This window comes from Serratia sp. BNK-17 (assembly GCF_048684935.1).
Classification (GTDB): Bacteria; Pseudomonadota; Gammaproteobacteria; order Enterobacterales; family Enterobacteriaceae; genus Serratia; species Serratia nematodiphila.
Genome location: NZ_JBLQTR010000001.1, coordinates 3,671,035 through 3,692,584 on the forward strand (window position 1 = coordinate 3,671,035; position 21,550 = coordinate 3,692,584).

At 60.0% G+C, this 21,550-nt stretch carries 24 protein-coding genes; 8 read left to right on the forward strand and 16 right to left on the reverse strand.

Going from position 1 to position 21,550, the window contains the following annotated elements; all coding sequences use genetic code 11:
* Nucleotides 1-16 precede the first annotated feature (16 nt).
* The 11 genes from fliP to fliF form a co-directional block, all read right to left on the reverse strand.
* A complete protein-coding gene (fliP, locus tag ACMGF7_RS17455; protein WP_004934802.1) occupies nt 17-778 on the reverse strand; it encodes a flagellar type III secretion system pore protein FliP in 762 nt (253 codons plus the stop codon).
* Entirely contained in the window at nt 775-1,179 is a 405-nt protein-coding gene (gene fliO, locus ACMGF7_RS17460) for a flagellar biosynthetic protein FliO (RefSeq protein WP_049240613.1), read from the reverse strand. Before fliO ends, fliP begins: the two co-directional genes overlap by 4 nt.
* The gene (gene fliN, locus ACMGF7_RS17465) at nt 1,179-1,595 is read right to left on the reverse strand and encodes a flagellar motor switch protein FliN (protein WP_004934799.1); all 417 of its coding nucleotides are present in this window, start codon (nt 1,593-1,595) and stop codon (nt 1,179-1,181) included. Before fliN ends, fliO begins: the two co-directional genes overlap by 1 nt.
* Entirely contained in the window at nt 1,588-2,592 is a 1,005-nt protein-coding gene (gene fliM / locus ACMGF7_RS17470) for a flagellar motor switch protein FliM (RefSeq protein ID WP_420286555.1), read from the reverse strand. The genes fliN and fliM overlap by 8 nt, the downstream gene beginning before the upstream one ends.
* A 5-nt stretch (nt 2,593-2,597) precedes the next feature.
* Nucleotides 2,598-3,083, reverse strand: coding sequence for a flagellar basal body-associated protein FliL (fliL, locus tag ACMGF7_RS17475; RefSeq protein WP_004934797.1), 486 nt, complete (start codon nt 3,081-3,083; stop codon nt 2,598-2,600).
* 165 nt (nt 3,084-3,248) lie between these two features.
* Nucleotides 3,249-4,478 carry a flagellar hook-length control protein FliK gene (locus tag ACMGF7_RS17480; protein ID WP_049240610.1) on the reverse strand — a complete coding sequence of 410 codons (1,230 nt, stop codon included), beginning with the start codon at nt 4,476-4,478 and terminating at the stop codon, nt 3,249-3,251.
* On the reverse strand, nt 4,475-4,921 hold the full coding sequence (gene fliJ, locus ACMGF7_RS17485; protein ID WP_004934783.1) for a flagellar export protein FliJ: 447 nt from the start codon (nt 4,919-4,921) through the stop codon (nt 4,475-4,477). The genes ACMGF7_RS17480 and fliJ overlap by 4 nt, the downstream gene beginning before the upstream one ends.
* A gap of 21 nt (nt 4,922-4,942) precedes the next feature.
* Nucleotides 4,943-6,304 carry a flagellar protein export ATPase FliI gene (gene fliI / locus ACMGF7_RS17490; protein WP_004934781.1) on the reverse strand — a complete coding sequence of 454 codons (1,362 nt, stop codon included), beginning with the start codon at nt 6,302-6,304 and terminating at the stop codon, nt 4,943-4,945.
* On the reverse strand, nt 6,304-7,008 hold the full coding sequence (fliH, locus tag ACMGF7_RS17495; protein ID WP_044031017.1) for a flagellar assembly protein FliH: 705 nt from the start codon (nt 7,006-7,008) through the stop codon (nt 6,304-6,306). The genes fliI and fliH overlap by 1 nt, the downstream gene beginning before the upstream one ends.
* The gene (gene fliG / locus ACMGF7_RS17500; RefSeq protein ID WP_004934775.1) at nt 7,001-7,993 is read right to left on the reverse strand and encodes a flagellar motor switch protein FliG; all 993 of its coding nucleotides are present in this window, start codon (nt 7,991-7,993) and stop codon (nt 7,001-7,003) included. The genes fliH and fliG overlap by 8 nt, the downstream gene beginning before the upstream one ends.
* Entirely contained in the window at nt 7,990-9,684 is a 1,695-nt protein-coding gene (gene fliF / locus ACMGF7_RS17505) for a flagellar basal-body MS-ring/collar protein FliF (protein WP_197842683.1), read from the reverse strand. The genes fliG and fliF overlap by 4 nt, the downstream gene beginning before the upstream one ends.
* A 315-nt stretch (nt 9,685-9,999) precedes the next feature.
* Between fliF and fliE the strand changes: the two genes are divergently transcribed.
* Complete coding sequence (gene fliE, locus ACMGF7_RS17510) at nt 10,000-10,314, forward strand: flagellar hook-basal body complex protein FliE (protein ID WP_004934773.1); 315 nt, start codon at nt 10,000-10,002, stop codon at nt 10,312-10,314.
* Nucleotides 10,315-10,558: 244 nt separating this feature from the next.
* Here fliE and ACMGF7_RS17515 read toward each other — a convergent pair whose 3' ends face one another.
* On the reverse strand, nt 10,559-11,158 hold the full coding sequence (locus ACMGF7_RS17515) for an FMN-dependent NADH-azoreductase (RefSeq protein ID WP_049240607.1): 600 nt from the start codon (nt 11,156-11,158) through the stop codon (nt 10,559-10,561).
* 128 nt (nt 11,159-11,286) lie between these two features.
* On the opposite strand from ACMGF7_RS17515, the gene ACMGF7_RS17520 reads away from it, so the two are divergent.
* Entirely contained in the window at nt 11,287-12,231 is a 945-nt protein-coding gene (locus ACMGF7_RS17520) for a LysR family transcriptional regulator (RefSeq protein WP_164094840.1), read from the forward strand.
* Nucleotides 12,232-12,682: 451 nt separating this feature from the next.
* Here the strand turns inward: ACMGF7_RS17520 and ACMGF7_RS17525 are convergent, their stop codons facing one another.
* The 4 genes from ACMGF7_RS17525 to fliD form a co-directional block, all read right to left on the reverse strand.
* Nucleotides 12,683-13,543 (reverse strand): helix-turn-helix transcriptional regulator, encoded by an 861-nt coding sequence (locus ACMGF7_RS17525; protein ID WP_049240604.1) that lies wholly within the window; start codon nt 13,541-13,543, stop codon nt 12,683-12,685.
* Nucleotides 13,544-13,851: 308 nt separating this feature from the next.
* The gene (gene fliT, locus ACMGF7_RS17530; protein WP_033632765.1) at nt 13,852-14,220 is read right to left on the reverse strand and encodes a flagella biosynthesis regulatory protein FliT; all 369 of its coding nucleotides are present in this window, start codon (nt 14,218-14,220) and stop codon (nt 13,852-13,854) included.
* On the reverse strand, nt 14,220-14,630 hold the full coding sequence (gene fliS / locus ACMGF7_RS17535) for a flagellar export chaperone FliS (protein ID WP_004934758.1): 411 nt from the start codon (nt 14,628-14,630) through the stop codon (nt 14,220-14,222). Before fliS ends, fliT begins: the two co-directional genes overlap by 1 nt.
* A 26-nt stretch (nt 14,631-14,656) precedes the next feature.
* On the reverse strand, nt 14,657-16,057 hold the full coding sequence (fliD, locus tag ACMGF7_RS17540; RefSeq protein ID WP_049240601.1) for a flagellar filament capping protein FliD: 1,401 nt from the start codon (nt 16,055-16,057) through the stop codon (nt 14,657-14,659).
* A 281-nt stretch (nt 16,058-16,338) separates the two neighbouring features.
* Between fliD and ACMGF7_RS17545 the strand changes: the two genes are divergently transcribed.
* The 6 genes from ACMGF7_RS17545 to tcyL all read left to right on the forward strand — a co-directional run bounded on the left by ACMGF7_RS17545 (nt 16,339) and on the right by tcyL (nt 21,549).
* On the forward strand, nt 16,339-17,385 hold the full coding sequence (locus ACMGF7_RS17545) for a flagellin FliC (protein ID WP_049240600.1): 1,047 nt from the start codon (nt 16,339-16,341) through the stop codon (nt 17,383-17,385).
* Between the two features lie 182 nt (nt 17,386-17,567).
* A complete protein-coding gene (locus ACMGF7_RS17550) occupies nt 17,568-18,290 on the forward strand; it encodes an RNA polymerase sigma factor FliA (RefSeq protein WP_016927322.1) in 723 nt (240 codons plus the stop codon).
* 54 nt (nt 18,291-18,344) lie between these two features.
* Nucleotides 18,345-18,854, forward strand: coding sequence for a flagella biosynthesis regulatory protein FliZ (fliZ, locus tag ACMGF7_RS17555; RefSeq protein WP_004934751.1), 510 nt, complete (start codon nt 18,345-18,347; stop codon nt 18,852-18,854).
* Nucleotides 18,855-18,978: 124 nt separating this feature from the next.
* Nucleotides 18,979-19,971: a D-cysteine desulfhydrase gene (locus tag ACMGF7_RS17560; RefSeq protein ID WP_015378235.1), complete on the forward strand. Its 993-nt coding sequence runs from the start codon at nt 18,979-18,981 to the stop codon at nt 19,969-19,971.
* Between the two features lie 115 nt (nt 19,972-20,086).
* Complete coding sequence (gene tcyJ, locus ACMGF7_RS17565) at nt 20,087-20,887, forward strand: cystine ABC transporter substrate-binding protein (protein ID WP_015378234.1); 801 nt, start codon at nt 20,087-20,089, stop codon at nt 20,885-20,887.
* Nucleotides 20,887-21,549 (forward strand): cystine ABC transporter permease, encoded by a 663-nt coding sequence (gene tcyL / locus ACMGF7_RS17570; protein ID WP_015378233.1) that lies wholly within the window; start codon nt 20,887-20,889, stop codon nt 21,547-21,549. The genes tcyJ and tcyL overlap by 1 nt, the downstream gene beginning before the upstream one ends.
* Nucleotide 21,550: the final 1 nt, after the last annotated feature.

Here is a 21,550-nt window from a genome sequence, read left to right on the forward strand (position 1 = left end):
TTTCTCCGGTCAGGGGTTACGAATAGAAGCTCTGCGCCAGCGAGCCAAGCAGCAGCTGCCAGCCATCGACCAGCACGAACAGCATCAGCTTGAACGGCAGCGAGATGGTGGCGGGCGGCACCATCATCATCCCCAGCGCCATCAGCACGCTGGCGACCACCAGGTCGATGATCAGGAACGGAATGAACACCGTAAAGCCGATCTGGAAGGCGGTTTTCAGTTCGCTGGTGACGTAGGCGGGCAGCAGGATGCGCATCGGCACCGCTTCCGGGCCGGCCAGCGGCGGCTGATTGGCCAGTCTGGCGTACAGCGCGAGATCGGTTTCGCGCGTTTGGCGCAGCATGAACTCGCGCAGCGGCTGCGCGCCTTTATCCAGCGCGACCTCCAGCCCGATTTTGTCCTGGCTGAACGGCAGGTAGGCGTCCTGATAGACCTTGTCGAACACCGGCGACATGATGAAGAAGGTCAGGAACAGCGCCAGCCCCAGCATCACCTGGTTCGGCGGCGCCGACGGCGTGCCCAGCGCATTGCGCAGCAGCCCGAGCACGATGATGATGCGGGTGAAGCTGGTCATCATCAGCAGCATGGCCGGCAGGAAGGTCAGCGAGGTCAACAGCACCAGCGTCTGCACCGGCAGCGACCAGCTTTGGCCGCCGTTGGCCAGCGGCTGGCTGATCAGCCCCGGCAGTTGTGCAAAAGCCGCCGGGCTGATCAGCAGCAGGGCGGCAGGGAGCCAAACCGCCGGGCGGCGGACGAGGGTATGAAGAGTCGAGGTCATGCCGATTTTTCCGGGCGTTTCAGTACTTTTTGCATCAGTTGGCGGAAGTCCGCCGGTGTCGCCGCGTTGGTCTCGCCCTCGTCTTTCGGCGGGGCGGGCAGGGTGTGCAGCGGGGTGATCTGCTGGGCGGTGACGCCCAAGACCAGCAAGGTGTCGTCGATTTCCACCACCACCACGCGTTCGCGCTGCCCGACCTGGCAGCTGGCGCGCAGGTTGAGCAGTTTGTTGTTGCGCGCCTGCGGGGCGAACCCCAGCCGACGGAACAGCCAACCGGCCAGCAGGATCAGCAGCAGAATGCCGCCGAGCGCGCTGCTGACCTGCATCAACACCGAACCGGCCGGCAGGGCCGGCGCGGCGGGTTGTTGGGTGCTTTGCACGGTAACGGGCGCGGCGGCGGTCATCAGCGGCTCAGTCGACGCATGCGTTCGGACGGGGTGATGATGTCGGTGATGCGCACGCCGAACTTGTCGGCCACCACCACCACTTCACCTTGTGCGATCAGGTAACCGTTGATCAGGATATCCAGCGGTTCGCCGGCCAGGCCGTCCAGCGCCACCACCGAGCCTTGCGACAGGCGCAGCAGCTCTTTGATGGTCATCTTGGTGCGCCCCAGTTCCACGGTCAGCTTGACCGGAATATCCAGGATCAGGTCGATATCCTGCAGGCTGCCGAGCGCATCCTGAGCTTCCAGCGACTTGAACACCCCTTCGGTGCTCGCGCCGGATTTCTCTGAAGACTGCTGCTCGTTAAACGCATCAGCCCACAGATCGTCCACGGATTCCTTTCCTTCGCCAGACGGTTGCTTAGGATCACTCATTGGGCTGTTCCTCACTCAGAGCATTCAAAATAGGGTTAATCAAATGTTCAACACGCAGGGCGTATTGCCCGTTTAACGTGCCGTATTGGCTGGTCAGAACCGGTACGCCGTCCACATGGGCGATCAGGCGTTCCGGCTTGTCTATCGGTAATACATCGCCCGGTTGCAGCTTCAGGACTTTTGACAGCCGCATCGGGATATCGACGAAGTTGGCGGTAAGCGTAAGTTCGGAGTGCTGCACCTGCTTCACCAGCGTTTCGCGCCAGTGGCTGTCTTCCTGCCGCGAATTTTCCAGCGGCGGGTTGGTCAACAGCTCGCGCAGCGGTTCGATCATCGCGAACGGAATGCAGATGTTGAACTCGCCGGTCAGCGCGCCGATCTCCACCTGGAACGGCGTGGTGACCACGATGTCGTTCGGCGAGGTGGTGATGTTGGTGAACTTCACCTGCATTTCGGCGCGCACGTACTCTACGTCGATCTTGTAGATGGCGCTCCAGGCGTCGCCGTAGGCGTCCAGCGCCAGGCGCAGCATGCGCTTGATCACCCGCTGTTCGGTCGGGGTGAACTCGCGGCCTTCGACCTTGGTCGGGAAGCGTCCGTCGCCGCCGAACAGGTTATCGACGGCGATGAACACCAGGCTCGGCGCGAACACGAACAGGGCGGTGCCGCGCAGCGGATTCAGATGCACCAGGTTCAGGTTGGTCGGCACCGGCAGGTTGCGGGCGAACTCGTGATACGGCTGGATTTTGATAGGGCCGACGGTAATGTCCGGGCTGCGGCGCAGCAGGCTGAACAACCCCATGCGGAACTGCCGGGCAAAACGTTCGTTGATGATTTCCAGCGCGTGCAGGCGCTCGCGCACCACGCGGCGCTGGGTGTTCGGATCGTAAGGCTTGACCTCGCTCTCTTTGCCGACCACCGCCTCGGGTTCATCACCCGCGCTGTCGCCGTTGAGCAAGGCGTCGATCTCTGCCTGTGAAAGAATGCTATCGCCCATAGTGATTACCGCAGTATGAAGGCGGTGAACAGCACGTCGCTGACCACCTGCTTCGGTTGTCCCTTAACCAGCGGCGGGCTGAGCACGTCCTTAATCTGCGCCACCAACTGTTGCTTCCCTTGTTCATTGGCCAGCTGGCTCGCTTCCTGACGGGAGAGCAGCATCAGCAGACGGCTGCGCACTTCCGGCAGAAAATCGTTCAGCTGGCGGCGGGTACTTTCGTCCGGCAGACGCAGCGTGAGGCCGATGTACAGCACGCGATCCGGGTTGTTGTCCGGCGTCACCAGGTTGACGGTAAAGGTGTCGAGCGGCATGAACACCGGCGCGGCCGGCGGTTGCTGTTTGGCTGCGGCCGGTTCGGCGCCGTTTTTATGCTGTTGCAGCAGCCACCAGCTGTAGCCCGCGGCGCCACAGGCGACGACGCTGATCAACACCAGCAGGATGACCAGAAGGGGGCGTTTCGGTGCTGCCGGAAGGGAGTTCTGAGACATAGCGAAATCTAATTCCTGTTGTTCCACCCGCGGCCGGCGAGGCGGCGGGCATAGCGCGCGGCAAAGCCGCACGCATGACATGTAAAGGTATTATCGCGTCTATTGTGGCGTGCAATAGCCTGAATAGACGCGCAAATGGGTGCCAGCTTGGGCGTTTGCGGCGACTTAGGCGAAAATATCGACGCCGTTGACCGCGCTGGCCATACGCTGCAGCGTCGCCGGTGCGCTGACGCCCTCGGCGGCTGCGCCGTCAGCGCCATGATGTTCAGCATAGCTGGAACGGCCCTGGCCGTTGGAAGCCTGCTGTTGCGCCTGCTGCCAGTGCGGGGTGGACTCGCCGCCCACGCTGCTCTGCCCCAGGTTGATACCGCTCTCCGCCAGCGCGTGCCGCAGCTGCGGCATCGCCGCTTCCACCGCCGCACGCACCTGACCGTGCGCGGAGGCGATGTGCAGCTGCGCCTGCTGGTCGTCCAGTTTCAGCGTGATCTGCAAGGCGCCCAGTTCCTGCGGGTGCAGGCGCAGCTCGGCGCTCTGCTGGCCGTTGCGGTGGAACATCAGCACCTGTTGGTTCAACGCCTGCTGCCATTCCGGGCTGCCCAGCTGCGCGTTGAGCTGCGGAGCCGGCGGTGCAGTCACCAGCGCGCTGGCCGGAGCGGCCGTTTGCGTCGGGCTGGCGGCGGCCAGGGCGACAGCGTGATTGAGCGTCGGTTGCTGCTGCGCATCGTTCGCCGGCAGCGGCTGTGCGGCGTTTGCGCGTTCACCGCTGGTCGGCTGCGGGAGCGCCGCGGCAGCGTTGTCGCCATCGGTAGCCGGCGCTTTCGCGCCCGTCACCGCCGGGGCGGAGGCCGCCGACGAGCGCGCGGCGGTGTTATCACCGGCCGCCGCGATGTTCAGCAGGCCGTTGCCGGGCTGCAGCGCAGTGGCCTCGTCAGCGTTTTCCATCGGCAGCGACCGTTGGCCTTCGGCCGGTTGCGCCTGAGCGACGATCGCGGCCGGCAGCATGGCGTACAGCGCCTGCAGCGTCGCGGCATCCAGCTCTTTGGCGGCGACGATCGGCGGCTGCGCCGGTTTATCGCCGGCGGCGGGCGCATCGCCTTCAACGGCTTCAGAAGAAGGCGCGTCGACTGAGGCTGACAGGTTCGGCAACAGGCCGCCGCGCTCGCCGAAGGTGGCCAGCAGCTGATTGAGCTGGTTGCGGCTCAGGGCCGGGGCGCGCTCCTCGTCCGCGCTCAGCGTGGCCGGCTGAGGTTTGCCATCGGCGGCGGGCGCGAAACGCGCGCCGAGCAGCTGGGCAAAAGCGGACGACAGCTGGCTTTCGTCCAGCGCCGAGGTCAGTTCGGTCAGACCGCCGGCGTCGCCGGGTAAGGCCAGGCCGGGCAGGGCGTTCAGATTCATGGGTTGATATTCCTTTGTGCGCTGCGTTGAGCGAATTCATCCATCAATTTTTGATCCCGTTTGTTCTCCTGCTGCTGCTCCGCGTTCATTGCGCGGGTATGCAGGGTTTCGAAAGCGTTCAGCCGCTGTTGTTTGTCTTGCCATTGCTTCACCGCGTGATCCACTTTCTGCCCCCACTGCAGCAGCTGCTGGCGGTGCTGGTCGATGGCCTGCTCCAGCGTGCCGATAAACTGCTGGTAGTTTTGCCAGCGTGAGCTGTCCATGCCGTCGCAGAGCGTATGATTCAGCTTCTGGCGGTATTCGTCCTGATAGTTGAGCAGCATCGACAGCTGTTGCTCCGCCGCTTGCTGCGCCTGCCGCACCTGACCCAGCTGTTGCGCGGCTTGCTCCACCGCATCCTGCGCCAGATCGCGCAGGGTAATCAGGGGGGATTGTGATTTCATCGCTGTGCGCCTCTGGTGACGTTAAACAATCAACTGCTGCAGCTGTTGACAGGCTTCATCATAGCCGCTGCGTTCGAAGATACCCTGCTGCAGGTAGGCTTCCATCTGCGGGTACAGCGTCATCGCTTTGTCCAGCAATGGATCGCTGCCCGCCGCGTAGGCGCCGACGCTGATCAGATCGCGGTTGCGCTGATAGCTGGCCAGCATCTGTTTGAAGGTGCGAACCCGGCGGTAATGCTCTTCGTCGATCAGCGACGTCATGGCGCGGCTGATTGACGCTTCGATGTCGATCGCCGGGTAGTGGCCGGCCTCCGCCAGCCGCCGCGACAGCACCACGTGGCCATCGAGGATGGCGCGCGCCGAGTCGGCGATCGGATCTTGCTGATCGTCCCCCTCGGTCAACACGGTGTAGAAAGCGGTGATGGAGCCGCCGCCGCTGATGCCGTTGCCCGCGCGTTCCACCAGCGCAGGCAGCTTGGCGAAGACCGAAGGCGGATAGCCTTTGGTCGCCGGCGGCTCGCCGATGGCCAGGGCGATCTCACGCTGCGCCATGGCGTAGCGGGTAAGGGAGTCCATGATCAGCAACACATGCTGCCCGCGGTCGCGGAAATCTTCGGCGATGCGGGTGGCGTAAGCCGCCCCCTGCATGCGCAGCAGCGGCGACACGTCCGCCGGTGCTGCGATCACTACCGAGCGCGCGCGGCCTTCGGCACCGAGAATGTTCTCGATAAAGTCTTTGACCTCGCGGCCTCGTTCGCCGATCAGGCCAACGACGATCACATCCGCCTGGGTATAACGGGCCATCATGCCGAGCAACACGCTCTTACCGACGCCGGAGCCGGCGAACAGGCCCATGCGTTGGCCGCGACCGACGGTCAGCAGGCCGTTGATGGTGCGCACCCCCACGTCCAGCACCTGCTCGATCGGCGTGCGCTGCAAGGGATTGAACGGCGCGGTGATCAGCGGCGCGCGGTAACCGGTTTCCGGCGAAGGCAGGCCGTCGAGCGGTTTGGCGCTGCCGTCCAGCACGCGCCCCAGCAGGGCCGGGCCGAGCGGCAGCTGTTTGCCGGCGCTTTGGCCTTCCGGCGCGATACGGGCGTAAACCCGCGCGCCCGGCACGATGCCTTCCACTTCTTCCAGCGGCATCAGGAATAGCCGCTGGCCGTTGAAGCCGACCACTTCGCTTTCCACTTCCTGCACTTCACCGGCGTCGTGCCGTTCGATGAGACAGGTCGCGCCGAGCGGCAGCTGCAGGCCGGTGGCCTCCAGCACCAGCCCGGTGGCGCGGGTCAGGCGACCGTAGCGGCGCACCGTCGGCGCGCGGGCGATGCGCTTTTCCAGCGTATCCAGAGAGCTCAGCCAGCGGCCGAGACGCGCAGTCATCAGACTTCTCCCGGTGCCGCCAGGCGGCACAGTTCATGCCAGCGCGTCGCCAGGCTGGCGTCGAGATCGCCTTCCTCGGCGCTGACCTTGCAGCCGCCCGGGTGCAGCTCGCCGTCCGCCAGCAGGCGCCAGCCGTGCAGGCTGAGGGTGACCCCCAGCTGCTGCTCGACGCGCGGGTAGTCGTCCGGGTGGACCCGCAGCTGCGGCTTGCCGTTGAACATCGGTTCCTGCTGGATCAGCTGTTGGATCTGCGCGAGCAGGGCGGTGCCGTCGCACACCGGCGGCTGGCCCAGCACCTGTTTGGCGGCGGTCAACGCCAACTGCATCAACCGTGACGCGATCACGCTGTCGAGCGCGTCCAGCGTGTGCTGGAATTCGGTAACCAACTGCTGCCAGTGGGCGGTCAGCGGCTGTTGCTGCTGCTGCGCTTCCAGCAGCCCTTGCTGACGGCCTTCTTCCAGACCGGACTGAAAACCGGCCTCATAGCCTTTCTGCTGGCCGTCGGCATAGCCCAGTTGCTGGCCCTGTTGCTCCGCCTGCAGGCGCAGCGTCGCCAGCTGCTGCTGTAATTCGGCCTGCGCGTCCGGCGACGGATCGTCAAGTTCGAGATCCGGCAATGGCGGCAGGTCGAGAACCGGTTTCTGTTCGCCCAAATCGTTGAGCGACCAGGGCTGCCAGGGCAGGGTGTTAATGCGATCAGACATAGGTGTCCTCGCCGCCGCCGATGATCATTTCGCCGGTTTCCGCCAGGCGTCTTACCACCAGCAGGATGGCTTTCTGCTCGTTCTCCACCTGCGACATGCGCACCGGCCCACGGTTGGCCAGGTCGTCGCGCAGGATGTCGGCGGCGCGTTGTGACATGTTCTTGAGGAACTTCTCGCGCAGCGGCTGTTCGGCGCCTTTCAACGCGATCAGCAGCGACTCGCCTTCCACTTCCTGCAGCAGGCGTTGGATGCTGCGATCGTCGACTTCCACCAGGTTTTCGAACAGGAACATCTCGTCGATGATCTTCTGCGCCAGCTCGCCGTCGTATTCGCGCATCGCGTCGATGACCGCTTCTTCCTGCTGGGTTTTCATCAGGTTGATGATCTCGGCGGCGGTGCGCACCCCGCCCATTTTGCTGCGCTTGAGGTTCTGGCCGTCGAGCAGGTTGTTCAGCACTTCGGTCAGTTCCGCCAACGCCGCCGGCTGCACGCCGCCGAAGGTGGCGATACGCAGCATCACGTCGTTGCGCAGGCGTTCGTCGAACAGGGCCAGGATGTCCGCCGCCTGGCCGCGTTTGAGGTGCACCAGAATGGTGGCGATGATCTGCGGGTGTTCGTCGCGGATCAGATCGGCGGCGCTCTGCGGCTCCATAAAGTTGAGCGTTTCCATGCCGGTGGTGGTCTCGCGCGATTCGAGAATGTCTTCCAACAGGCTGGCGGCGCGCTCTTCGCCCAGCGCCTTGACCAGCACCGAGCGCAGGTAGTCGCTGGCGTTGACGCTCAGCGCCGCATATTGCTCGGCGTCGTCTTCAAACTCGGTCAGTATCTCGCCGAGCTGTTTGTGTGAAACCTGGCTCATGCCGGCCATGGTGCCGCTCAGCAGCTGTACTTCGCGCGAGGAGAGGTGTTTGAACACCTCCGCCGCGCGATCTTCACCCAGCGTCATCAGCAAGATGGCGCTTTTGTCGGTTCCGGTCAGGCTCATATCTCGTTACTCATCCATTGGCGGATTACCAGAGCGACCACGCGCGGGTCTTTGTCAGCCAGATCGCGGATCCGCTGGCTCTGGACTTCTGCGCTGACGCGCTGCTGCGATTTGCGACGCTGCGCCAGCTCCTCGTTGCTCGGTTTATTGCTGTCGGCCGCTTTGGCGGCAGGGGCGTTGGCGGCGGCGAGGGCGGCCTGTTGCGCCGCCTGGCGCTGTTGCAGCTGCGGCCGCACCAGTTTGCGCCACAGCAGCCAGGCCACCAGCAGCACCAGCAGATAGCGGCCCGCGTCGATCAGGCGATCGATGAACGACTGGCTTTGCCAGAACGGCAATTCACCGCCGGTCACCTGGCTGTCGGTAAACGGCGTGTTGACCACGTTCAGGGTATCGCCGCGGCTGCTGGAGTAGCCCATCGCTTCACGCACCAGCGCTTCGATCTGCGCCAGCTGTTCTTTGCTCATCGGCTGCGGTTTGCCGTCTTTATCCGCGCCGAGGTAGTTGACCACCACGGCGACCGACAGACGCTGCACGGTGCCGGCTTTTTGCTGGGTATGACGGATGGTGCGATCGAGCTCGTAGTTGGTGGTCGCGTCGCGACGGGTATTTTGCGGCACGCCGCTGGCCGCCGCGCTGCGGGGGGTCGCGGCGTTTTGCGTGGTGGCGTTGGCGTTATTGCCCGCCGCCGGCTTGGCGGTTTCAATCGGCGCGGTGGCCGGCGCGCTCGGTTGGTTGGACAGCGCGCCCGGCACGCCACCCACCTGCGGCCCGCCGATCTGCTCGCTCAGGCTGGTTTGCTGGGAGCGGATAGCGGCTTTGTCCGGCTGCTGGTTCGGCTGGTACTGTTCATCGGTTTGCTCGCGCGTGGCGAAGTCGATCTGCGCCGTGACCTGCGCACGCACGTTGGCGCTGCCGACCACCGGGGCGAGGATCGCTTCGATGCGGCGCTGGAAGCCGTTTTCCACTTCGTTGGCGTATTTCAGCTGCGAGGCGTTGAGATCGCGCCCGGTGCCGTCGGACTGAGTCAGCAGGCGGCCGGCCTGATCGACCACGGTCACGTTGCCCGGCGGCAGACCGGCAACGCTGCTCGACACCATATAAACGATGGCGTTTATCTGGCCGTCGTCCAGCGCACGGCCGGGTTGCAGGGTGAGCGTTACCGAGGCGGAAGGGGATTTCTGTTCGCGCACGAACAGCGAAGGTTTAGGCAGCGCCAGGTGAACGCGGGCGTTTTGCACCGGCCCCAGCGATTCGATGGTGCGCGACAGCTCGCCCTCGAGGGCGCGCTGATAGTTAATCTGCTCGCTGAACTGGCTGATGCCGAATTTTTCCTGATCCAGCAGTTCGAAGCCGACGGCGCCGCCTTTCGGCAGCCCTTGCTGCGCCAGGCGCAGACGGGTTTCATGCACCTTTTCCGCCGGGATCAGCAGCGCCGCGCCATTCTCGGCAAAGCGGTAAGGGATATTCATCTGCGTCAGTTGGGTGACGATGGCGCCGCCGTCGCGGTCGTTCAGATTGCTGTACAGCACGCGGTAGTCGGGGCTTTTCACCCACAACAGCAGCGCGACGACGATCGCGATCGCGGCGGAAGCGGCGACCAGCAACGGAATTTTCGGGTTGGCGCGCAGACGGTTCCAGATGGCCTGCAGGCCGTTGTCGCGGCTTTCGCCGGCGGTTATCGAAGCACTCATTTTAGGTCTCGTCCTTCAATGGCGCTCACGATCCCGTACGGGCCGCTGAGCAGCTCCCTGCCAGGCTGATGAACGGTATGGTTAGCGTTGTGTGACAAAACAGACTCCCTGATACACATATCTTCTAAATAGCGGCGCTCCCATTTCTGGGCAGGCCATTATTCGCCTTATCAGACAATTCCGATTGCCCGATAAGCCGGGTTTTTTGCAGTTAATTAACCGCTTTAGGTCCGAAAACGCTGTGCTAGGGTGTGCATCATTGGAGAAGTGCAGGGTGAAAACGTCACCCGGCGAGACGAGAGGATTGAGGACCAGATGGCGATTCAGGGCATTGAAGGGGTACTGCAGCAGATGCAGACCATGGCGGTTCAGGCCGGCAAGATGGGGCAGAATGCGGCGCCGCAGGGCGTCAGCTTCGCCAGCGAACTGACCGCGGCGCTCGGCAAGATCAGCGAGACCCAGCAAACGGCGCGCAAACAGGCGCAGGACTTCGAGCTGGGCGCGCCAGGCATCAGCCTGAACGATGTGATGGTCGATCTGCAGAAATCGTCGGTCTCTTTGCAACTGGGCGTGCAGGTGCGCAACAAGCTGGTGGCGGCCTACCAGGACATCATGAATATGCCGGTGTGATGAACGTGCCGACTATTTTTCGGTGAAATTTGGCTCGGCGCTGTTACCTTAGAGTGACGGCCAGTCCGACAATGCTGAAGCCGCAGCGCCAACCGAGGAAAAAAAACCAGCTATCGAAATAGCTGGCTGAAGGTGCGATAAAACATTTATGTCATGTAGGAGCGTCGACAGCCGCTCGAGGTGGCGTCAACGCGATTATCATATTTGTTATATTATAACAAATCAATGCTGTCGTGCGTTTGCTTCAGCCCGCCAATTCTGCGATCCGCCGGTGGGCGTTCGCCAGCCCCTGATCGCGGCCGTGCGGTTTCATATCCAGCCCTTCGGCATAGATAAATTGCACGTCGCCGATCCCCATCAGCCCCAGCACCGAACGCAGGTAGGGCGTTACGGCATCGGTCGGATGCCCGGCGTGCATGCCGCCGCGTGAACTGAATACCAGCGCATTGACGCCTTCCACCAACCCCACCGGGTAGGTGGCGGTATAGTTGAAGGTCATCCGGGCGCGGGCTACCAGATCGAACCAGTTTTTCAGCTGGGTCGGGACGTTGAGGTTGTACATCGGCGCGCCGAGCAGCAGAAGATCGCTCTCTTTCAGTTCGGCAATCAGCCGGTCGGAGAGCGCCACCGCCGCTTTGGCGCGTGGGCTGATGTTTTCCGCGCCGCGCAGCGCACCGAACAGCTCGCCGTCCAATACCGGCAGATCCAACGCCGTCAGATCGTGTTCGACGATCCGATCTTCGTGTCCTTTCGCCTTACGCGCCGCCAGATAGCGGTCAATCAGGTTATTGGTCTGCGAGTCATTTCCCATAATGCTGGATTTGAGTACCAGTATTTTTTTCATGCTGTTGTCCTCTGACGGTCATCTGTGGTTTTCACCGGGGATTCGGAATGACAGCAGGTTATCATTGCTTGAGGTTCACCAGTGGTGATAGGTTTTCACTAAATTGATTCCAATTTGGAAGCGTTAAGATGAAAAGCGATCTGAGTGCGCTGCCGGCCTTTGTTGCCGTAGCGGAAGGCGGCAGTTTCGCCGCCGCCGCAGAGAAACTGCATCTGACGCGCTCTGCGGTCAGCAAAATCGTGTCGCGTCTCGAGGCTCGGCTTGGCGTGATGTTGTTTATGCGCACCACGCGCAGCCTGAGCCTGACGGATGAAGGGGCGCTGTACTATGAGCACTGCCGACAGGCGTTGGCAAACATTCAGGCGGCGGAAAACCAGCTCGACAGCGGCAAGATGCAGGTCAGCGGCCGGCTTAGAGTCTCGGTGCCGGTGCTGTTCGGCCATTTGTGCATTGCGCCCGTGTTGACGGCGCTGGCGAATGAGCATCCCTTACTGACGCTGGAGATTTCATTCAGCGACCGCAGGATCGATCTCGTCGACGAGGGGTTCGATCTGGCGGTTCGCATTGGCGAGCTGGCGGACAGCGGCAGCCTGGTAGCCCGGCGCTTGGGCGAACACGGCATGCTGCTGTGCGCCTCGCCCGATTATCTGCAGCGCTGCGGTGAACCGAGAACGGTAGAGGCGTTAAGCCGACATCAGGCGGTGGGGTATCTGCATGCCGGGGTCGTGCTGCCCTGGCAGCTTCGCGGTGAAAACGGCGAGCTGCGGCCGTTCAGGCCACCGGCCAAGATGATGATGGATGACATGCAGGGGATCGTCGATGCGGTATCCGCCGGCGCCGGTATTGCCTGGTTGCCGGAGTGGCTGGTGCGCGAGCGCTTGATGGCGGGGACGTTGGTGGAGATCATGCGCGGTGAGCCCAGCCTCAGTTTCCCGGTGAACGTCGTGTGGCCCTATATGCCTTACCAGCCGCTCAAGGTGCGGCTGGCGGTAGACAAACTGGTGGCGGAGCTGCCGGGAAAATTGGCGCTTGCGGCACCGTGGGTATCGCATCGCTCATGGCCGGTGCCATAACCGACTAATGTACCGAATAGAGGGCAGAAAATGGTGCTGTCAGGTTTATTGAATGCGCAGGTGACCGTTTATTATTACGTGATTAGTAGGGTTATTATTCGAGGCCGGTCAATGAGCACGAAAAGCGAATCCAGATGGCGTCTGATCAGTATTTTAATGTTGACGCTGCTGGCGGTATTAATTGGCGTTCTGGTTAAACTGGACTGAAGTCTGACCAGACGATAAAAAGCCTGGCCGTTTTATTGTGCGGCCAGTAAACGCATCATCTCTTCTTCATTCAGTAAGGCTAACAGCCACAGCCCCAACAAAATTATTACCAGAGAAAATAATCGCTTTTCATTACGCATCATTTAATTCGCTGTTCGGCGGATGGGCGTTGCTTAGCGTATCTCAGCGTTGTTACAACCGTTAGGGACTTGTGTTAAATAAAGCCATTTTGTTGCGCGTCTATTTATGTTTCTCCGGCGGCCATCGCCTCAACGCCCTGAGAGCCGGGTTCCATAATCCTTTGATGGCCGCGAATGGCGGTAGGCGCGAAACCGAAGCGTTTGCGAAAACGTTCGGCGAAACGCGATGCGCTTTCATAACCCACATGTTGCGCGATGGCGGAGATCGGCCAGTCGGTCGACTGCAGCAGGGCCAGCGCGCTACTCATGCGCACGTCGATCATCAGATTGCGCAATGCGGTATTTTCCATCGACAGTTTGCGGCGCAACATCACTTCACTCATCGACAGGCTTTCCGCGACTTTGGCCGCCGTCCAAATGCTGTGCGGGTCGGTCGCCAGGCAGCGGCGCACGCGTTGCGTCAGATCCTTGGCTTCGTTGTGAATAAAGCGAATGCCGAATTGGGCCAGCCACAGCAGAATTTCCAGCATTTTATGCCGCACGATGATGGTGGGAAAGCGTTGCCGCAGCGTCAGCGCCAGACCGGTGGTTTCAAAACTGTGCTTGAGGGCGCAGGGCAGGTTGCGCAGCGCCAGGACGGCCTCGAACGGCATCGGCGCCGGCGTTTCCTCCGCCGGAGGTTGGACGGTGAGCAACAGGGGATCGCAGGTCAGCAACTGACAGCTGAATACGCCGTCTTCGGACGGGCCGTTAATAATGTCCACCGTTTGCCCGCCGTCGATAATCAACAGCTCGCCGGGATGAGCGACCACTTCGTGTTGTTGCCAGCGTACGCGCTTATGGCCTTGTTGTATCAGATACAGATGTGGTTGCTCAAAATAGACTGAAGGGAATAATAATTCAGTATGCTGAATGATGTGCGCTGAGGCGCCAATTCCAGGACAGAGATTAATTGTACGTTCCATCGATATTCATTTCGCAGCCATTATCTGAGAATATCTTTACGCTTTGATCAGCGTTGGAGCAACATTTTTCCATGGGCCGTGAAACACAGCGGCGTGTTTTATCTATCAAAAATCAATTTCCTGCTGAACAGAAAACGTCCGTGTCGGGATGATGTTTATCCATTAAAGTGAGAGCCAGGCTCGAAGCGCGCATTTTACCAATTACCCATAAACTGAATAATTCAAATGCCATAGATTAATATCCTAACGTAACCCGAGAGTAATAGCGCATAGTGCTATTTAATCCATTTTCGTCAGTATTGTCGATCTTATCGGACCTGTGGTTCCCCCAGCAACAGCGCACGATCATGAAACTGGCCGTAGGTATTGTTGACCACGTTCTGGCGCGTGGACTGTTCGATCAGCATCTTCAGCTCATCCATTCGCTGCTGTAACAGACGCTTGAGCTCGGTTTCGTTGTCGAGGATCTGTTGCAACTTATTGCGCAACATCTCCTGCAGCGCCATGGACGGGCCGGCTTGCCCGGTATAGGCGGCGGTTTTTTCCACCGCCGTCACGTAAGCGAATTCGAGCTCGACGAGCTCCTCCCAGCGCCCGGTTTGCGCCAGCGCGATCATCTGGCTGCTCAGGCTATAAATTTGTTGATAAGCGGCTAACAGCTGCTGTTGACGTTCCATTACACGGCGTCCTGCGAAGGTTGGTAGTTAGGGCCGATTTGGCGCCAGGCGTCGGCGATGTTTTCCAGCAGTTTAACCACTTCGGCGATCGCCGCTTCGTCGTTGTGCAGGTTGGCCTGCATCAGTCGACGCTTCATGTAGTCGTACAATGCCGCCAGATTTTCGGCGATCTCGCCGCCCTGCTGAGGGTCGAGGCCACTTTTCAGGCCGTTGTCGATGATATTGATGGCTTTGGACAGCGCCATGCCTTTGCCGGCGATATCGCCCTGGTTCATCAGGATGCGTGCGCGAAGCAGGGCGCTGAGCGCCCCGTCGAACAACATCACGATTAACTGGTGCGGGCTGGCGCTCATGGCGCCGCTTTCCAGACTGACCTGTGCATAGGCCTGAGTGCCGCTACGGTTATACATGCTGTTTTCTTTACCTTGTTAAAGGGTTACTTGAACTGTTGAGCCAAATAGTTACTGGTGCCGTTCATTTTCGACATCATGGTATCCAGCTGAACGAACTGTTGCTTATAACGATCGATGGTGTTCTGAATGCTGGCGGTGACCGTTGTGATCTGGCTGTTCAGGCGATCGAGGTTGGTGTTGATGCTTTTGGTCGAGTTCTCGATGATGCCGCCGGATTTGATGTAGCTCTGGATCTCGTTGTGGATCTCGGTGGCCATGCCGGTGTCTTTGCCGTTACCGACGAAGAAGTTGCTGACTTGATCCGGCTTCTCATCCATCGCTTTCTTCAGCTTGGCGCTGTCGATTTCCAGCTTGCCGGTTTTGGTGTTGGTGGAAATGCCGAGGTTGCCCAGGCCTTTTAACTCCGGGTTGTCCTGGGCTGCGCTCAGCGCGCTTTTGATCGACGACTGAATGCCGCGCAGGGTGTTGTCGCCCAGCAGCGGGCCGTTGGTTGGGTTTGGCGCTTCGCCGGTTTTCACCGGGGTGAACTTGGACAACGCGTTGAAGGTGTCCAGCAGCGAGTTATAGCTGTCGACCCACTCTTTGATCTTGTCGGTGGTGCCGGCGGTGTTGGTGCTGATCACCAAATGTTGCGGTTCATCGGTTTTGGTTTTGGTTTTCAGATCGATGGTGACGCCTTGCAGGGCATCGCTGATCGAGTTGGTGCTGCGCTTGATAGCGGTGCCGTTCACCGTCAGCTCAGCATCCTGCGGCGCGACCGTCTGCTTCATGGCGGTGCCGGTGCCGCGGGTAGCGTTGTAGTTCAGGATATCGCCCAGTTGGTCGTCGTTATCGACCTGCAGAGAAATCTTGTTGTTTTCGCCGGTGGTGGAGGAGCTGATCGCCAACTGATAGTCGTTGTCGCCGACGCGCATGATGCTGGCGGTGACGCCGGCTTTGGCGCCGTTGATGGCGTCGCGCAGCTCAACCAGCGAGGTTTGATCGTCGCTGAGCGGGATTTTGGTTTCTTTCGGCGGGTTGCCGGCGGTGATGGTCAGGGAGCGGTCTGTCACGCCTTCAGCGCCTAACTTAGCGCCCTGGTCGCTGACTTTCGCCTGGGTGGTCAGGGTTTGCGCCTGCGCCAGTTTGTTCACTTCCACCACATAGTTGCCCGGCACCGCCTTGGCGTTGGTGGTGATCTTGAAGGCGTCGTGTTCGGTGGCGGTGGTGGCCTTGAAGAAATCTTCTTTCGCCATCTCTTTGCTGAGATTGTCGAATTTTTCCAGTGCGCCTTTCAACGTGCCGTAACCGGTCAGCTGGGCGTTGTAGCTGGATTGCTTGGTGGTGTAAGGGGTCAGGCGCTGTTGTTCCGCTTTGGTCAGCTTATCCAGCAAGCCATTGAGGTCGAGTCCTGAGCCGAGACCTAATGAACTGATCGTTGCCATGAGTAATTCTCCTTGATTATGACTTTATTCGCTTTACGCGTTATCGGCCCAGTGGTGAAAAAGTTTACCGAAAAAAACAAAAAACCGATGGCGCAATAGAGGAGGGAAAAAGCGCGTTATTTCCGCCATTGCAACGGGCGCAAAAAATTTTAAAAAATTGCTAAAGGTTGTTAGGGGAGGGCCGATACCTGAGGGGACGGTGGTTGACGCCGTGGGCAAACAAGCCCGAACCTTTTAACCGTGTTGCGAAGAACGCAACTGACTCGTAAGGAAAGCAAACAATGGCACAAGTAATCAACACTAACAGCCTGTCTCTGATGGCGCAGAACAACCTGAACAAATCTCAGTCTTCTCTGGGCACTGCGATTGAGCGCCTGTCTTCCGGTCTGCGTATCAACAGCGCGAAAGACGATGCTGCGGGTCAGGCGATCTCCAACCGTTTCACCGCTAACATCAAAGGCCTGACTCAGGCTTCCCGCAACGCCAACGACGGTATCTCTCTGGCGCAGACCACTGAAGGCGCACTGAACGAAGTTAACGACAACCTGCAGAACATCCGTCGTCTGACCGTACAGGCGCAGAACGGTTCCAACTCTTCCAGCGACCTGAAATCCATCCAGGACGAAATCACTCAGCGCATGTCGGAAATCAACCGTATCTCCGAGCAGACTGACTTCAACGGCGTGAAAGTGCTGAGCAGCGATCAGAAGCTGACCATCCAGGTTGGCGCTAACGACGGTGAAACCATCGATATCGACCTGCAGAAAATCGACTCCACTAAACTGGGTCTGGATGGCTTCGACGTGACCAAAAAAGGTCCTAAACTGGGTGCAGAAGTTACCGGTACCGTGAACGTTGGTGGTAAAGATCTGACTGTTGACCCAATGGGTGCAGGTAAAAAGCTGTTCTCGGGTAAAGACGTTGATGGCAAAGATACTTTCTTTGTTGAGACTACTGATGCCAAAGGCGCCAAAACTTACAAATCAGCAACCATCGCTGAAGACGGTGCAACCGCAGGCAAGGCTAAAATCACCGAAGGTGGCGATGTTAAGATGTCCAACCCTCTGGAAACGCTGGACAAAGCACTGTCTCAGGTTGACGGCCTGCGTTCTTCCCTGGGTGCGGTACAGAACCGTTTCGATTCTGTGATCAACAACCTGAACAGCACCGTTAACAACCTGTCCGCTTCTCAGTCCCGTATCCAGGATGCTGACTACGCGACCGAAGTGTCCAACATGAGCCGTGCCAATATCCTGCAACAGGCTGGCACCTCTGTTCTGGCACAGGCTAACCAGTCTACTCAGAACGTTCTGTCCCTGCTGCGTTAATCGTCTCTCCCGATTAACTGTCGCAAAGAAACCCCGCTTCGGCGGGGTTTTTTTATGCTCGCGCACCGCGCGGTTATTACATGGCGCAAATAAAGCCCGTTTTGTGCGACTGTTCAGCCGATTGGCATTCTGCCCCCTACGCATAATAGCGCTGACTCTCTTATCCGCAGGTTTAAGACATAGTGAGCGATCTGTATACCGCCGAAGGCGTGATGGACAAAAATTCTCTCTGGTTGCGCTACGTGCCGTTAGTGCGCCACGAGGCGTTGCGCCTGCAGGTCAGGCTGCCCGCCAGCGTGGAGCTTGACGACCTGCTGCAGGCCGGGGGAATCGGGCTATTAAACGCCGTTGAGCGTTATGACGCCCTACAGGGAACCGCCTTTACCACCTATGCGGTGCAGCGCATTCGCGGCGCGATGCTCGACGAGTTGCGCAGCCGCGACTGGGTGCCGCGCAGCGTGCGGCGCCACGCGCGCGAGGTCGCGCAGGTGATGCGGCAACTGGAACAGCGTTACGGCCGCCCGGCGAGCGAAACGGAAGTGGCGCAGACGCTGAACATCTCGCTGGATGAGTACCGTCAAATTCTGTTGGACACCAATAACAGCCAGCTTTTCTCCTACGACGAATGGCGCGAGGAGCATGGCGAGAGCGCGGAACCGATGCTGGAAGGGCATGAGGAGGCCAACCCGCTGCATCACCTGTTGGAAGGCAGCCTGCGCCAGCGGGTGATCGACGCCATCGAGGCGTTGCCGGAGCGCGAAAAAATGGTGCTGACGCTGTATTACCAGGAAGAGTTGAATCTCAAAGAGATCGGCGCCGTGCTGGACGTGGGGGAATCCCGCGTCAGCCAACTGCACAGTCAGGCGATCAAACGGCTGCGCGCGCGGCTGGCGAACGATACCTGACGGCGGAGCGCCGCCCCCAACTCGATGACTCATGCGACAATCGGACTGCCCCTTATGCCAGGAATACTGTTGAAGAAACGGCCGCTTAGCCGTTACCTGAAAGATTACAAGCACAGCCAGACCCATTGCTCCCAGTGCGGCAAACTGTTGGACCGCATGGCGCTGGTGTTTCGCGGCAAGATAATCAATAAAGAAGCCATCGCGCGCATGGATCAGCCGATCGACGATGCGGTCTGGCAAAACGTGCAGCACGAGCTGACCGCGCTGTGCCGCTTTTGCAGCGAGATTTCCTGCAACAGCCACCCGAGTTATTTCGACATTATGGCGTTCAAGCAGTATCTGTTCGAACAGACCGAGATGAGCCACAGCACCATTCGCGAGTACGTGGTGCGGCTGCGCCGGCTGGATGAAATGCTGGTGGCGCGGAATTATCCGGCGGACAAATTCGCCAACAGCGCCAGTCATCAGCGCATCATCGACGATCTGCCTACCGCGGCGCATAACAACTACCGCATTGCGCTACGCAAGTACGATCAGTATCTCGCCTGGCAGCGCAGCTACTGAGACTTTCCCCGGCCGCTGGGCCGGGGTCTGCTGTTTCCCCCGTGATAAAGGATGATTATTCAGTTCACATCTGCTAAATCTATCGGTTATCAGATGTTGATATTCGATTCCCTGGGGGGAAGTAGTGAACCTGCAACAACAACTGGCGCAATTTCCGCGTCTGGATCTGGTTGGCGTCGCCACACCGCTGGAAAAACTGTCCCGTCTCTCCGATTACCTCGGCCGTGAAATTTACCTTAAACGTGACGATGTCACGCCTATGGCGATGGGCGGCAACAAGCTGAGAAAGCTTGAGTTTTTGGCCGCCGATGCGTTGCGGCAAGGTGCCGATACGCTGGTCACCGCCGGCGCCATTCAATCCAACCACGTGCGCCAGACGGCGGCGGTGGCGGCGAAACTGGGCCTGCACTGCGTCGCGTTGCTGGAAAACCCGATCGATACCCGCGCGGAAAACTACCTGACCAACGGCAACCGTCTGTTGCTCGGCCTGTTCAACGCCGAAGTGGTAATGTGCGAAGCGCTGCACGATCCGCAGCAGCAACTGGCGGAACTGGCGACGCGCCTCGAGGCGCAGGGCTTCCGGCCTTACGTGGTGCCGGTGGGCGGCTCCAATGCGCTGGGCGCGCTGGGATACGTGCAGTGCGCATTGGAAATCGCCGAACAGAGCCAACGCAGCAACGTGGCGTTCAGTTCGGTGGTGGTGGCGTCCGGCAGCGCCGGCACCCACGCCGGGCTGGCGGTGGGGCTGCAGCAGCTGCTGCCCGAAACCGAACTGATCGGCGTGACCGTCTCGCGCACCGTGATTGATCAACTGCCGAAGGTGGAACAAATCCAGAAAGCCCTGGCCTGTTCGCTGAATATCGACAAACTGGCGCCGATCGCGTTGTGGGATGATTACTTCGCGCCGCAGTACGGCATGCCGAACGAAGAGGGCATGGCGGCGGTGCAGTTGCTGGCGCAGCAAGAGGGGGTATTGCTGGATCCGGTGTACACCGGCAAAGCGATGGCCGGTTTGATCGACGGCATCGCCCAGCGGCGCTTCCGCGACGAAGGTCCCATCCTGTTTGTTCACACCGGCGGTGCACCGGCGCTGTTCGCCTACCATCCGCAGGTGTAAACACCGCGTGTTATTCCATTTTGAACTATATTTATAAGGTTATATTCCTTTATGCGGGCGGTTGCACTGTTAAAGTGCTGATATCAAAAAAGATAAACAACATACAGGGGTGTTTATGATGTTTGCGAAAGTTCGTCGTCAATGGTTGTTGGGCGTGGTGGGTATTGCGTTGGCCGCCGGTGTGACGACGCAAACCTACGCCGCCGATAACCTGCTGCAGCAGGTGAAACAGCGCGGCACGCTGATCGTCGGGCTGGAAGGTACTTATCCGCCGTTCAGCTTCCAGGGTGAAGACGGCAAGCTGACCGGTTTCGAAGTGGATTTCGCCAACGCGCTGGCGCAACATCTGGGCGTGAAAGCCAAGCTGAACCCGACCAAATGGGACGGCATGCTGGCTTCGCTGGACTCGAAACGCATCGACGTGGTCATCAACCAGGTGACGCTCTCCGATGAGCGCAAGAAGAAATATGACTTCTCCACCCCTTACACCGTTTCCGGCATTCAGGCGCTGGTGAAAAAGGGCAACGAAGGCACCATTACCAAGCCGGATGACCTGAAGGGCAAAAAGGTCGGCGTTGGCCTGGGCACCAACTATGAGCAATGGCTGCGCGAGAATGTGCAGGGCGTGGACGTGCGCACTTACGACGATGATCCGACCAAGTATCAGGATCTGCGCGTCGGCCGCATCAACGCCATTCTGGTGGACCGCCTGGCGGCGCTGGATCTGGTGAAGAAAACCGGCGATACGCTGGCGGTGGCCGGCCCGGCCTTCTCCCGCCAGGAGTCCGGCGTGGCGCTGCGCAAGAATAACCCAGAGCTGCTGGCCGCGATTGACCAGGCGATCGCCGAGATGCAAAAAGACGGCACGCTGGCGAAGATCTCCGAGAAATGGTTTGGCGCGGACGTAACTAAATAATGCACGAAAGTATTCAACTGGCGCTGGATTCAGCGCCATTTTTATTGAAGGGCGCCATACTGACGCTGCAGCTTAGCCTGGGCGGTATGGCGTTCGGCCTGTTGCTGGGTTTTCTGCTGGCGTTGATGCGCCTTTCGCCGCTTTGGCCGCTATCATGGCTGTCGCGCATTTACGTATCGCTGTTCCGCGGCACGCCGCTGATCGCCCAGCTGTTTATGATCTATTACGGTTTGCCGCAGTTCGGCATCGAATTCGATCCTTTCCCGGCGGCGCTGATTGGCCTGTCGCTCAATACCGCCGCCTACACCTCAGAAACGCTGCGCGCGGCGATTTCGTCGATCGACAAAGGGCAGTGGGAAGCCGCCGCCAGTATCGGCATGACCCGTTGGCAAACCCTGCGCCGGGTGATCCTGCCGCAGGCGGCGCGCACCGCCTTGCCGCCGCTGGGCAACAGTTTTATCGGCCTGGTGAAGGACACCTCGCTGGCCGCTACCATTCAGGTGCCGGAACTGTTCCGCCAGGCGCAGCTCATCACCTCGCGCACGCTGGAAGTGTTCACCATGTACCTGGCGGCATCGCTGATTTACTGGGTGATGGCGACCCTGCTTTCCGCACTGCAAAACCGTCTGGAAGCCCACGTTAATCGCCAGGATCAGGAGTAAC